The following is a 12841-nucleotide window of genomic DNA, read 5'->3' as shown; positions in this document are numbered from 1 at the left end:
CGATCAGCCCTGGTGGAAGCTGTTCTGAGCGCTGGTCAGTAGGCTGCGGAGGTGAACGAAGCCCGGGTCCCACGACCCCGTACGATCATCGGCTGCCTGCTGGCACTGGCCACGGCGGCGGCTCTCGTGGGATGCGAGACCGACGGTCCCTCGGCCGGAGGCTCCACATCGGCCGGCACCAGCCCGCTGGCCAACCCCAGGGGCACCGGTCCGGGGCTCGCGCCCCTGGCCTCCAGCACGGACCGGGCCGCCGCCCGCCGGCTGATCGAGAAGGTGGCGACCAAGGGACGCGGACCGAAGACGGGGTATGAGCGCTCCCGCTTCGGCCATGCCTGGATGGACACCGCCGACGGGGTCCCGCTGGCCCGCAACGGCTGCGACACCCGCAACGACCTGCTCGCACGGGACGGCCGGGAGCTGGCTTACCGCTCCGGCTCCGACTGCGTGGTCGTCGCACTGACCCTGGACGACCCCTATACCGGGACCTCCATCGAGTGGCGCAAGCGGAAGGCCGCCGCGGTTCAGATAGATCATGTCGTTCCCCTCTCGTACAGCTGGCAGATGGGCGCGGCTCGCTGGTCCGCGGAGAAGCGGCGGCGGATCGCCAACGACCCGCTGAATCTGCTGCCGGTGGACGGTCCGTCCAACAGCTCCAAGGGCGATTCGGGGCCGGCGTCCTGGCTGCCGCCGAACAAGAAGATCCGCTGTTCCTACGCGGTGCGGATCTCTCAGGTGGCACTCGCCTACGAGATGCCGGTGACACCGGCGGACAAGAGGGCGATGCTCGCCCAGTGCGAGTAGCGGGCGGCGGTCGCCGCCGGACGGCCGGCGGTCAGCCGAGCCGCGCCGCTTCCTTGGTCAGAGTGTCCTTGGTGAGGATGTCCTTCTCGGCCGGTCGCACGGCCCGGACCGGCTCCCCGTAGCCGGAGAAGAGTGCCGTGAACGGATCCTTGCCACCGGTCTGCTCGAACTTCAACACGGTCGGCCTGCCCTCGGCGGTGACCTGCACCATGAAGCGCGCGTCCTTGTCCCGGATGGCGAAGACGAGAGTCTCGCGGCCGTTCTCCCTGACCTTCCGGGGCTCGGGAGCGCCCGTCAGGCCGGCGGGCGGCTGCGCGATTTTCTGGCCGAAGTCGCAGAGCTGAAGGCTCTTCTGAACCTGCGGCGCGGACGGGTCCCCTTCCATCCAGCGGTCGGAGAACAGCTTGATGTCGGCTTCCACCCGCTCGGGGCTCTTCCCTCGCGCGTTGGCCCTGATGTGCTTCTCGTTCACCTTCAGATAGGCGCCGTTGTCACGCGTCCTGATCAGCTGGAGGGTGCCCCGGCCTGCGAAGGCCATGACGGTCAGGCACTCGTTCTGCCGGTTGCTCCGGACCTTGGCGCGCATCTGTCCCTCGTCGGTGTCCAGTGACAGGTCGACGGTGGCGGACGAGGCCGCCTTGAGCGCCCTGAACGCCGGAACGCCTCGCTCGGCCCATATCCGGTCCGCGCTCGACGGCGCGGAGCTCTCCTTCTTCTTCCCCGGCTCCGCCGTCCCCTTCGCCTCTTCGGCGTCCTTCGCGTTTCCGCCGCAGCCCGCCGCGCCGAGGGCGAGAACGAGCGCTGCGACGGTGGTGGTGACCGCGGTGCGGCGGCGGGAGGGAAGGAGGGCTCTGACGGGCATCGGATTCTCCGTGGTGCGGGGGCTGAGGGACGGGCGGCCTGCCTGACCGTGGGTCCCGCGCGGTGGCACAAAGCGGGAAACCGGGTCTGACCTGGACGTTAAGGATCTTCGCATCGCCCCGGGCGCGGTGTACCGGCCCCCCCGGTCGGTCACCGCCCGCCGAACTCCCTCACGGTGGCGCTGTCCTTCGCCGGGCGCGGTCGTCAGACCGACAGCTCCCACACCGACGCGTCGAGCAGGATGCCGGGGCTGACCTCGACCGAGAGGGCCTTGGTGCCGGCGGGGGCGGAGAAGGCGTACCTGCCGGTGGACTTCTTGCCGGGGAGGATGGTGCCGGTGACGCCGGAGCCGATCTTGTCGTCGAAGATCTGCTCGGCGGCGACGCCGTCCGCGCCGGCTCGGCCGTCGGTCGTCAGCAGCCCGGTCTCGAACTTCTCGCCGCCGGTGTTCTCCAGGGTCACGGAGACCTCGTACGCCTTGTTGCCGGCGGTGTGTCCGGCGGCGTACTCGCTGGGGGAGTAGCTCTTCGCGGCGGAGACGGTGATCTTGAGGCCGTTCTTGTAGAGGGCGGTCTCCCCGGCGGTGAGGGCTCCGGACTTGCTCCCCTTCCCCTTCTTCTCGTCCTTGCCGTCGGAGCCGGCCGCGGGCTCCTTGCTCGCGCTCATGGAGTTGTCCAGCTCGTTGACCGCGTCGTCCACGGCTTTGAAGGTGATCACCGCGCCGATGGTCGCGCCGATCATCGCGAGGAGCCCGAGTATCGCGCCGATGGTGGTCACCCCCTTGTTGTTGGCCTCGCCGCGCTTCACCCGGCCCCGGCCGACCAGTCCGAGGATCAGGGCGATCAGACCGAGGGTGCCGCCCAGCCAGAAGATCAGGGGGATCGGGCCGGTGATGACGCCGAGGATGCCCAGGATCAGCGCGGCCGTGCCGAGGCCGTTGCGCATCGGCCGGGGGGCCGGGGAGTGGTGTCCGTACTGCTGAGGGTGCTGCCCGTAGGGCTGGCTTCCGTCGTACTGGGGCTGCGGCGCGGCGTGTGACATGAGTGTCCTCCCGGACATGGCGGGTGATCGGGCCCTGTGGGGAGCCCCCGTGGTGATAGGTCAATAAGAACAGAGGCTGTGAACCGAGTCAACACGGTTCACAAGATTGAGTGAACTCCGTGCTGTGAAGTCGTGGATCCATGTGTGACGGGTATGCTCGATGACACAACAAAGGGATTCTGACCAGCGGCGACGGATGACGGAGGCGGCCATATGCCGGAGAACGCGAGCGAGGTGACCGCCGCCGGGATCGCCCGGCTGGCAGGCGTCGGACGGGCAGCCGTCAGTAACTGGCGGCGCAGGCACCCCGACTTCCCCAAACCCGTCGGCGGCACCGAGACCAGCCCCTCCTTCCCCCTCACCAAGGTCGAGCAGTGGCTGCGTGACCAGGGAAAACTCGCAGAGGTCCCCCTGCGTGAACGCGTCTGGCAGCAGCTCGCCGACCACCCCGCGACCACCGCGACCGCGCTCATCCGCACCGGCTGCGTCCTGCTGCTCGTGCGCGAGAGGCCGGCCCTCTGGCAGGAGCTGGCGGCAGCCCCCGACGAGGAGACGGCCCAGCTGCTGCCGACCGCGCTGGAAGCGGTGCTCGCCGCCCGCTTCGGCGACGACCGCGCGCAGCTCTTCCGCGCCGCCTTCCCCCGATCCACCCCCGGCTCGGCCGCGAAGGCACCCGGCTCCACCGCCGTACTGCGCTCCGCCGCCGAACTCGCCGCCGAACTCGGCCCCTGCCAGACCTTCGAGTTCCTGCTCGGCCGCTTCCTCGACGCCAACCTCCGGCAGTACACCCTCACCCCGCCGGGACCCGCGGCCCTCATGGCCGCGCTCGCCGCCCCCCACGAGGGCGCGACCGTCCTCGACCCGGCAGCCGGGGCCGGGGCCCTGCTCGGCGCGGTCGACCGGCCCGCCGCGCTGTACGCCCAGGACACCGACCCCGACCTCACCGCGCTCACCGCGCTGCGCCTTGCGCTCCGCTCCGACGCGGCCGTCCGCGCCCGCTCCGGCGACACCCTGCGAGCCGACGCCTTCCCCGGCACGGCCGCCGACGCCGTCCTGTGCCATCCGCCCTTCAACGAGCGCAACTGGGGCCACGACGAACTCGCCTACGACCCCCGCTGGGAGTACGGCTTCCCCGCCCGCACCGAATCCGAGCTGGCCTGGGTGCAGCACGCCATCGCCCGGCTGCGCCCCGGCGGCACCGCCGTTCTGCTGATGCCGCCCGCCGCCGCCTCCCGCCGCTCCGGCCGCCGTGTCCGCGCCGGACTGCTCCGCCGGGGCGCGCTGCGGGCCGTCATCGCCCTGCCCGTCGGCGCGGCCCCGCCCTACGGCATCCCGCTCCACCTCTGGGTGCTGCGCAAACCCGAGCAGGGGCAGGCCCAGGCGCCCGAACTGCTGCTGGTGGAGACCGCCGAGCTGGCCGCGGCGGCCGGCGGCCGAGACCGGCTCGACTGGCCCGCGCTCCAACAGACCGTGCTCGACGCCTGGCGCGCCTTCGACACGGGCGGCACCCCGACCGGCGACCCGAACACCCGGCCCGGCGACAGGCCCGGCACCCGGACCGGCCATGGACCCGCCCTCGCCGTCCCCGTACTCGAACTCCTCGACGACGACGTGGATCTCGCCCCGGCCCGCCATGTCCCGTCGCCGGACTCCGCCGTCGGCGCGGACGAACTCCTCCGGGTCCGCGAGCGGCTCACCGACACCATCCGGCTCGCCGGGGAGCTGGCCCCGCCGCCGCCCGCCCCCGCGCAGCCCGCGCCCTGGCCCGCCACCACCGTCGGCGAACTGGCCAGGACCGGGGCCCTGCTGATCCGCGCGGGCACGGTCCACCCGGCCGCCGGCGGGCACAGCGGCCCCGGGGCCGTCCTCACCGAGCAGGACGTCCTCACCGGCATGGCCCCTTCCGGAGCCCTCGCCGAAGAAACCGACGACGAACTCGTCCGCGTCGAGTCCGGCGACGCCGTCGTCCCCGTGCTCGGCGGCGGCTCCGTCGTCCGCGTCATCGACGAGGCGACCGCCGGCGCGGTCCTCGGCCGCAACCTCCATCTGCTGCGCCCCGACCCGGCCGCGCTCGACGTCTGGTTCCTCGCCGGTTTCCTGCGCGGCACCGCCAACACCCGCCAGGCCAGCAGCTACGCCTCCAGCGCGACCCGGCTCGACGTCCGCAGACTGCAGCTGCCCAGGCTGTCGCCGTCCGAACAGCGCCGCTACGGCGAGCACTTCCGGGCGCTCGCCGCCTTCGAGGACGCGCTGCGCCTCGCCGGCCGGCTCGGCGAGCAGCTGGTGCAAGGCCTCTACGACGGCCTGGCGGACGGTACCGTGCGCCCCGGCTGAGCCCCGCCGGACCGGGGCCGGGGCCGACTGCCCCCGGCCCGCCGGGAGTCGGGACACACCACGCGGGACATCGGACCCCCTGACCACGGGCCCCGGGCCCCGCCGGTGTATACGCTCGTCACCTACTCAGCCTCGTCCCCAGGCCATCAGGAGCAGGAATGCACGGCCCCGGCTATGCCCCGCAGCCCCCCGACAGACGACCGGGCACCGCGGTTCTCATCACGCTCCGCGTGGTCTTCGTGGCGCTCTCCCTGCTCGGCTTCGGCCTGCTCTCCTGGGCCGCCATGCTCAGGCTCGCGATCGTGCGCGGGCGGCGGCTCGACTGGGTGCTGTTCGGAATCACCTTCGTGACGGCGATCGGGATCATCGTGCTCCTGGGCGAGCTGGAGAGCAGCTCCACCTCCAACTCCCCGAAGTCCGAGGAGCCGGCCGATATGACGCCCCTCGACATCGTCGCCGCGCTCACGATGATCGCCCTGGCGATCGGGGTGTCGGTGCACTACCTGGTGGCGGACATCCGCCACTACCAGCGGCCGTTTCCGGCAGCCGCCGGGCAGCCCTCGCCGTACTCCGTGACCCCTCCGATCCACGGGCTGTCCGCGCCGCCGCACCCGCCCGCCGGCTACGGCTACCCGCCCCAGGGACCGGCCACCCCCGCTCCCGGCTACGGCTATCCGCCCGGCCGGCCCCCCGCCTACGGCTACCCGTCGAACCGGCCCGCCCCCGCGAGCCCGCCGCCCCGCCCCCCGGCCCGGCCCACGCCCCGGCCCACGCCCACGCCCGCCGCCCCGTCCCCGTACACCGCCACACCGCCCACGGTCCCGGCCCCCTCCCCGTACACCGCCCAGGCACCACAGCAGCCCCCGCCCCACCAGCAGCAGCCCGATCCGGTCGCCTACCCCACCCCGCCTCCCGTGGCGGGCACCCCCCGGATCGACCAGGTCCGCGCCGAACTCGACGAGCTGAGCGACTATCTCCGCAAGGAGCAGGGGCGGTGAACGGACGCGTCATCGCGGACAGATACGAACTCTCCACCGTCATAGGCCAGGGCGGCATGGGCCAGGTGTGGACCGCCTACGACGGACGGCTCGACCGGCGCGTCGCCGTCAAGCTGCTGCGCCCCGACCGGATGGCAGCCGCCACCGGGGCCGACGAGATCCGCCGCCGCTTCGTCCGCGAATGCCGGGTGACCGCCCAGGTCACCCACCCCGGGCTGGTCACCGTCCACGACGCGGGCAAGGACGGCGACGACCTCTATCTCGTGATGCAGTACGTCGAGGGCGCGGACCTCGCCGACCATCTCGCCGAGCACGAGCCCTACCCCTGGCAGTGGGCGGTCTCCGTCGCCGCCCAGCTCTGCGCGGTGCTCGCCGCCGTGCACGCCGTCCCGATCGTCCACCGCGACCTCAAGCCCCGCAATGTGATGGTCACCCCCGAAGGCACGGTCGTCGTCCTCGACCTCGGCGTCGCCTCCGTGATCGACACCGACACCACCCGTCTCACCCACACCGGCTCGCCCATCGGCAGCCCCGCCTACATGGCCCCCGAGCAGGCGATGGGCGGCGCGGTCGGCCCGTACACCGACCTCTACGCACTCGGCGTGCTGATGCACGAACTCCTCAGCGGCACAGTGCCCTTCGCCGGCTCCACCGCCCTCGGCGTCCTCCACCGCCATCTCTACGAACCCCCGCTCCCCGTCCGCGGACTCCGCCCCGAGATACCCGAGCCACTGGAAGCCCTGGTGCTCCGGCTGCTCGCCAAGGACCCCCAGCACCGCCCGGCCGACGCGCAGGAGGTGTACGAGGCGCTCACCCCGATGCTGCCCGCACGCGGCGCGGCCGGTGGACCGCTCGACCCCACCCGGCCCTTTCTGCGGCCCTTCGCACCCTGGCCCGACCGCGCCGCCGCGCCCCCGCCCGCCCGGCCGCCGGCCACCCCCCGCCTCGATGTCGCCGCCGCCGTCGACGAGGTCAAGCGTCTGCTCGGCGAGGGCGGAGTCACCCAGGCCGTGGACATCCTCGGCGGCATACTCCCGGCCGCCGCGGCCGAGCACGGCGAGCACTCCCCGGTCGTCAGAATCCTGCGCAAGCAGTACGCCACCACCCTGATGGACGACGGCCAGTACCGCCGGGCCCTGCCCGAGCTGCGCAGACTCGCCGACGACCGGACCGCCGAGGCCGGACCCGGCGATCCGCAGACACTCCAGTTCCGCTACGACGCGGCCCAGTGCCTGGAACAGCTCGGCGAGCCGGCCGAGGCGCTCGCCGAGTACCGCGCCCTGCTGCCGTACCACGAGAGCGGTCCCGACCCGGCCCGCGCCTTCGACGTACGCCGCCGGATCGCCGGGCTGCTCCTCGCCGTCGGCGACCACACCGCCGCCGGACGGCAGTACCAGGCGCTGCTGTACGACGCGGAGCGGGCGTACGGCCCCTACCACCCGCTCGCCGCCGATGTACGCCGCCAGCTGGAGCGGCAGCGGCAGTTCCACAACCCGTGATCACCGCGGCACCGCCGCCGCGGCACCGCCGCCGCGGCACCGTCGGGGCATCACCGCCACATCACCGCCGCCCGCGCCCCCGGGGGCGGCACGTGTGGCACGCTGCTGGAGACCGTCCCGCACACGCACACACACGGAAACCGCACGGGGGAGTTGGCAAGACGATGACAGTCCGGGGTCAGCTGCTGAGATTCGCCCTGGTCGGAGCCGTGAACACGGGAACGTACTACGGCCTGTACCTGCTTCTGCTGAACTGGCTGCCCTATGTGGCGGCGCATGTCGCCGCCTTCGGGCTGAGCATGGTCGGCTCCTTCTTCATGACCTCGTACTTCACCTACCGGACCCGTCCGACCTGGCGGAAGTTCCTGCTCTTCCCGCTCACCAACGCCGCCAACTTCGCCGTGACCACGGCCGGCGTCTACCTCCTGGTGGACGTGCTCGGACTCGGCAGCCGCTACGCCCCGCTGATCGCCTCCGCCGCCGCGATCCCGATCACCTTCCTCCTCTCCCGGACGATCATGCTCCGGCCGGAGCCCGGGCGACGGCGGAGCGCCGAGCCGGAGCGGGCGGAGCCGGTATCGGCCGAATCAGTGGCGGCGAAGTAGTGGCCCGCGCCGCCCGGACTGCCTAACATCAACTCCGCAGGCTTGTGAAGCGCAGCACAATCACGCCGGGAGGCTCCTTTGCACCGCCGCCGTCGCACTGTGATCACCGTCTCCGCCGCGCTGCTCGCCGCCGCGCCCCTGCTCACCGCCTGCGGCAACCAGGCGCACCCCGGCGCCGCCGCCGTCGTCGGCGGCGAGCGGATCGAGGTCTCCGCCGTCCAGGCGAAGGTGAAGGACGTCCGCGCCGCGCAGCAGAGCTCCCCGCAGTCGGCCCAGCTCATCAAGGACAGCGGACAGCTCAGCCGCGCCAAGCTCTACGACCTCATCGTCGGCCGGGTGATCGAGCGCGCAGCCGACGACGCCGGGGTGGCCGCCACCCGCAAGGAGGTCGCGGACGGCCGGGTCGTCCTCGCCCAGCAGGCGGGCGGCGAACAGCAGCTCACCGCGGTCTACCTCCAGCAGCGCGGGGTGGCCCCGGGCCAGGTCGACGAAGCCGTCCGCCGGGACATCCTCGTCGGCAAGCTCGCCGAGTCCATCGGGGCGGCCAACAGCCCCGACGGCCAGCAGCGGCTGAACGCGGCCTTCACCGCCGCCGCCAAGACACTCGACATCGACGTCAACCCCCGCTTCGGGAGCTGGAACGACCAGAAGCTCGAACTCGGCGACTACAAGGCCCCCTGGATCACCCAGGTCACCAAGCAGCCCCCGCCCGCCGAGCCGAGCGGCGCCTAGCAGCCGCCCCGAACCCGCCTCGCGGCCCCCGCCCGCCGCCCGAGCCGGGACCCGCACCTTCCCGGCCAGGGGTCCGCACCTCCCCGGCCTGCCGGGGGCCGGGCGCGAGGTAGGTTCGAGGGGTGACCACAGAACACCCCGCCACCGGCCGCATCGTCCTGCTCACCGCCAGCCACCGCGTCGCCCCGGGACTGCTGTCCTGGCCCGCGTGGCAGACCCTGCGCACGGCCGGGCGGGTGCTGTGCGCCGACGCCGCCCACCCCCAGCTGCCCTACCTCCGCGAGGCGGGCGTCGAGATCGAGATCGCCTCGCCCACCGCCCGGGAGCTGGTCGACGCCTGCGCCCAGGGCGCGACCGTCGTCGTCCTCGCCGCCGGAGAGGGCGACCGGGCGCTCACCGACGGCCTCGCCCGCCTCGCGGGCTCGGGCCGGGAGTCGATGCCCGATCTGGAGCTGCTCCCCGGCTCCTACGACCTCCCCGGAGCCCGGCTTCTCGACCTCGTACAGATCATGGACAGGATCCGCGCCGAGTGCCCCTGGGCCTCCGAGCAGACCCACCAGGGCCTCGCCAAGTACGGCATCGAGGAGGCGTACGAGCTGGTCGAGGCGATCGAGGACGGCGACCGCGACGAACTGCGCGAGGAGCTGGGGGACGTACTCCTCCAGGTCGTCTTCCACGCGCGGATCGCGGAGGAGGACGGCGAGGAGCCCTTCTCCGTGGACGACGTGGCCGGGACGCTCGTGGAGAAGCTGATCCACCGGCACCCCCATGTCTTCGGCGACGCCCGTGCCGAGACCCCCGAGGAGGTCCAGGCGCACTGGCTGCGGATGAAGGCCGCCGAGAAGGAACGCGACTCGGTCACCGACGGCGTCCCGCTGGGCCAGCCCGGTCTGGCGCTCGCCGCCAAGCTCGCCTTCCGGGCGCGCAAGGCGGGCCTCACGGTCCCGCCGCCCGCGGGTGAGGGCATCGGGTACGAGCTGCTCGCCCTCGCCGTACGCGCGGAGGAGTCCGGCACCGACCCGGAGACGGCGCTGCGCGCGGCCGGCCGCGCCTACCGCGACGCGATCCGGGCGGCCGAGGGACAGCCGGCCCGGTAGACGAGAACCCCCGGTAGACGAGAACCCCCGGTAGACGAGAACCCCCGGTGGACGAGAACCCCCGGCGGAGGCCGGGCGGGCCCGGGCCCCGCGTTGCGGATACCGTCGGGGAGTGAGCAGCAGCCCCGCCCCCGGCGCCACCCCCGCCCCCGGCGTCACCCCGGCCCCCGGCCCCGTCCCCGAACTCTTCAGCTGGGAGTTCGCCACCGACCCGTACCCGGCCTACGCCTGGCTCCGCGAGCACGCCCCGGTCCATCGCACCGAGCTGCCCAGCGGCGTCGAGGCCTGGCTCGTCACCCGCTACGCCGATGCCCGGCAGGCCCTCGCCGACCAGCGGCTGTCGAAGAATCCGGCGCACCACGACGAGCCCGCGCACGCCAAGGGGAAAACCGGTATTCCGGGAGAGCGCAAGGCCGAGCTGATGACGCATCTGCTCAATATCGACCCGCCGGACCACACCCGGCTGCGGCGGCTGGTGTCCAAGGCCTTCACCCCGCGCACGGTGGCCGAATTCGCGCCCCGGGTGCAGGAACTGACCGATCAGCTCATCGATGGTTTCCTGGAGCGGGGCGAGGCCGATCTGATCCATGATTTCGCTTTTCCGCTGCCCATTTACGCCATCTGTGACCTGCTGGGCGTTCCCCGCGAAGACCAGGACGACTTCCGCGACTGGGCGGGAATGATGATTCGTCACGGCGGCGGCCCCCGGGGCGGTGTCGCCCGCTCGGTGAAGAAAATGCGCGGCTATCTCGTCGAGCTGATTCACCGCAAACGCGAGAACCTCGGGGACGATCTGATCTCCGGGCTGATCCGGGCCAGTGACCACGGCGAGCATCTCACCGAGAACGAGGCCGCCGCGATGGCCTTCATCCTTCTCTTCGCCGGTTTCGAGACCACCGTCAATCTCATCGGCAACGGCGTCTACTCGCTGCTCCGCAACCCGGGGGAGCGGGAGCGCCTCCAGGCGTCCCTGGCGGCGGGTGAGAGGGGGCTGCTGGAGACCGGCGTCGAGGAACTGCTCCGCCACGACGGACCGGTGGAGGTGGCCACCTGGCGGTTCGCCACGGAGGATCTCGTCATCGGCGGCGAGCGGATCGCGGCGGGCGACCCCGTGCTCGTGGTGCTGGCCGCCGCCGACCGGGATCCCGACCGGTTCGACGAACCGGACGTTCTTGACCTTTCCCGGCGTGACAATCAGCACTTGGGATACGGCCACGGCATCCACTACTGCCTCGGTGCGCCGCTCGCGAGGCTGGAGGGACAAACCGCCATCGCGACCCTGCTCAGAAGGTTGCCGGACCTCCGTCTGGCCGCCGATCCGGCCGATTTGAGATGGCGCGGCGGGCTGATTATGCGTGGATTGCGCACCCTGCCCGTGGAGTTCACCAGCCGTTGAAACGACACTGAACCCACACGGAACTGACGACCCGTCACCGTTGTGACTTTCGCGTGATCTCCGCTGCATCGACTTGTGACTCGTGTTGGAGTGCGGCTACGTTCACCCCGTCTCAAGCAGTCAGGCGAAAGGCAACCGCATGCTCTCCGGTAATGGTCGACATCGCCGACCCCGTCAGGTTCCGGCCCTCGTTGTCGCGGCAGGGGTGACGGGCTCCGCCATCGCGATCCCGTTGCTCGGCGCGGGATCGGCGTCCGCCGCCGAGTCCACGACATGGGACCGGGTCGCGGAGTGCGAGAGCGGCGGCGCGTGGAGCGCCGACACCGGCAACGGCTACTACGGCGGGCTCCAGTTCTCGCAGGCCACCTGGGAGGCGTTCGGCGGTACGGATTACGCCTCCCGCGCCGACCTCGCCAGCCGCTCGCAGCAGATAGCCGTGGCGGAGAAGGTCCTCGCCGCGCAGGGCGCGAAGGCGTGGGCCTCCTGCGCCGAGATGGCCGGGCTCACCACCGGCACCACCGGCACCACCGGCACCGGCACGGGGTCCATCGCCCCGGCCAAGCCGAAGAAGGCCGAGCGCTCCGCCACGGAGTCCGCCACTCCGGCCCCCGCCGAGACCCAGGGCGTGGGCAGCGGCGCGGACCGCGCGGGCGGCACCGGCCCCGGCGCGGACCGGGAGAAGGCCAAGGGCACCACCGAGGCCGTCAAGGACGCGGCCAAGAGCCAGGCCCAGGGCCAGGGCGAGGACAAGGGCCCCGGCAAGCACCGCGGCGAGCCCGCGAAGGAGCCGGCCGCCCCGAAGCGGACCGCGGACTCCGGCGAGCGGGCCGGTGCGGACGCCGGGTCGGCCGCGGGCGGCCCGCCCCGCGCCGACGGGCAGGGCGAGCAGGCCCCGGAGGGTACGAGCACCTCCGGCGACCCGGTCACCGAGCGCGAGGCCGACCCCGGCCATGTCTCCCGCGGCGACTCCCCCGCCCGCGACGGCGTCACTCAGGCGCCCGGCGCGACAGAGGCAGAAGGGGCGGCGGGGAAGGCCGGAGGGAAGGCCGGCGAGAAGGCGGAAGAGGGGAAGGACGGCGCGTACACCGTCCGGCCCGGCGACAGCCTCTGGGCCATCGCGCAGGCGCAGAAGGTCGACGGCGGCTGGAACGCCCTCTATGAGGAGAACAAGGAGACGGTGGGCGGCGACCCCGACCTCATCCACCCCGGCCAGAGCCTCGACCTCGCCGCACAGCAGGGGTAGTTAGGGCGCTTCTGTCCTAGTTTGCTCAAATGAGACAAGCGTCTCTTTGTCGGATTGAATGCGAAACGTTAAGTGGAATCGCCCATTCCATCCCCGACCTGCGGAAACGCCAGGTACCGGAGTGACGGGATGGGCGATTCTCCCCGTTGTGCTCCTTTGAACAACAGGGAGAGCTGCGTCTACGGTCTGAACCGCTCGCCACCGCGGGCCCCGTCGACCGTCACGCCGAATCCT

General features: G+C 72.4%; 11 protein-coding genes. 9 read left to right on the top strand and 2 right to left on the bottom strand.

Going from position 1 to position 12841, the window contains the following annotated elements:
* The first annotated feature begins 84 nt into the window (after positions 1-84).
* The gene (locus IE247_RS08205; RefSeq protein ID WP_373305531.1) at positions 85-801 is read left to right on the top strand and encodes an HNH endonuclease family protein; all 717 of its coding nucleotides are present in this window, start codon (positions 85-87) and stop codon (positions 799-801) included.
* A 31-nt stretch (positions 802-832) separates the two neighbouring features.
* Here IE247_RS08205 and IE247_RS08200 read toward each other — a convergent pair whose 3' ends face one another.
* Positions 833-1663 carry a hypothetical protein gene (locus IE247_RS08200; protein ID WP_190122283.1) on the bottom strand — a complete coding sequence of 277 codons (831 nt, stop codon included), beginning with the start codon at positions 1661-1663 and terminating at the stop codon, positions 833-835.
* Between the two features lie 203 nt (positions 1664-1866).
* The gene (locus IE247_RS08195; RefSeq protein WP_229868861.1) at positions 1867-2703 is read right to left on the bottom strand and encodes a DUF4352 domain-containing protein; all 837 of its coding nucleotides are present in this window, start codon (positions 2701-2703) and stop codon (positions 1867-1869) included.
* A gap of 213 nt (positions 2704-2916) precedes the next feature.
* On the opposite strand from IE247_RS08195, the gene IE247_RS08190 reads away from it, so the two are divergent.
* The 8 genes from IE247_RS08190 (at position 2917) to IE247_RS08155 (ending at position 12607) form a co-directional block, all read left to right on the top strand.
* Positions 2917-5037, top strand: coding sequence for an N-6 DNA methylase (locus tag IE247_RS08190; RefSeq protein WP_190122281.1), 2121 nt, complete (start codon positions 2917-2919; stop codon positions 5035-5037).
* 158 nt (positions 5038-5195) lie between these two features.
* Complete coding sequence (locus IE247_RS08185) at positions 5196-6035, top strand: hypothetical protein (RefSeq protein WP_190122280.1); 840 nt, start codon at positions 5196-5198, stop codon at positions 6033-6035.
* On the top strand, positions 6032-7534 hold the full coding sequence (locus tag IE247_RS08180) for a serine/threonine-protein kinase (RefSeq protein WP_190122279.1): 1503 nt from the start codon (positions 6032-6034) through the stop codon (positions 7532-7534). Before IE247_RS08185 ends, IE247_RS08180 begins: the two co-directional genes overlap by 4 nt.
* A gap of 164 nt (positions 7535-7698) precedes the next feature.
* Positions 7699-8139, top strand: a complete 441-nt coding sequence (locus IE247_RS08175; RefSeq protein ID WP_190122278.1) for a GtrA family protein — start codon at positions 7699-7701, stop codon at positions 8137-8139.
* A gap of 78 nt (positions 8140-8217) precedes the next feature.
* Positions 8218-8871: a SurA N-terminal domain-containing protein gene (locus tag IE247_RS08170; RefSeq protein ID WP_190122277.1), complete on the top strand. Its 654-nt coding sequence runs from the start codon at positions 8218-8220 to the stop codon at positions 8869-8871.
* 122 nt (positions 8872-8993) lie between these two features.
* Positions 8994-9968 (top strand): nucleoside triphosphate pyrophosphohydrolase, encoded by a 975-nt coding sequence (locus IE247_RS08165; protein WP_190122276.1) that lies wholly within the window; start codon positions 8994-8996, stop codon positions 9966-9968.
* 112 nt (positions 9969-10080) lie between these two features.
* Positions 10081-11364: a cytochrome P450 family protein gene (locus IE247_RS08160; protein WP_229868859.1), complete on the top strand. Its 1284-nt coding sequence runs from the start codon at positions 10081-10083 to the stop codon at positions 11362-11364.
* A 139-nt stretch (positions 11365-11503) separates the two neighbouring features.
* Positions 11504-12607: a transglycosylase family protein gene (locus IE247_RS08155; protein WP_190122275.1), complete on the top strand. Its 1104-nt coding sequence runs from the start codon at positions 11504-11506 to the stop codon at positions 12605-12607.
* Positions 12608-12841: the final 234 nt, after the last annotated feature.

The sequence above is a fragment of the Streptomyces inusitatus genome (assembly GCF_014651115.1).
GTDB lineage: Bacteria > Actinomycetota > Actinomycetes > Streptomycetales > Streptomycetaceae > Streptomyces > Streptomyces amakusaensis.
Note: the sequence above shows the minus strand (reverse complement) of the source record. Positions and strands in the feature narration are given on the sequence as shown.

What these genes read in the sequence shown, in the direction of transcription:
- IE247_RS08200 (WP_190122283.1), bottom strand. Translation starts at nt 1,663, where the DNA reads ATGCCCGTCAGAGCCCTCCTTCCCTCCCGCCGCCGCACCGCGGTCACC.
- IE247_RS08195 (WP_229868861.1), bottom strand. Translation starts at nt 2,703, where the DNA reads ATGTCACACGCCGCGCCGCAGCCCCAGTACGACGGAAGCCAGCCCTAC.
- IE247_RS08190 (WP_190122281.1), top strand. Translation starts at nt 2,917, where the DNA reads ATGCCGGAGAACGCGAGCGAGGTGACCGCCGCCGGGATCGCCCGGCTG.
- IE247_RS08185 (WP_190122280.1), top strand. Translation starts at nt 5,196, where the DNA reads ATGCACGGCCCCGGCTATGCCCCGCAGCCCCCCGACAGACGACCGGGC.
- IE247_RS08175 (WP_190122278.1), top strand. Translation starts at nt 7,699, where the DNA reads ATGACAGTCCGGGGTCAGCTGCTGAGATTCGCCCTGGTCGGAGCCGTG.
- IE247_RS08155 (WP_190122275.1), top strand. Translation starts at nt 11,504, where the DNA reads ATGCTCTCCGGTAATGGTCGACATCGCCGACCCCGTCAGGTTCCGGCC.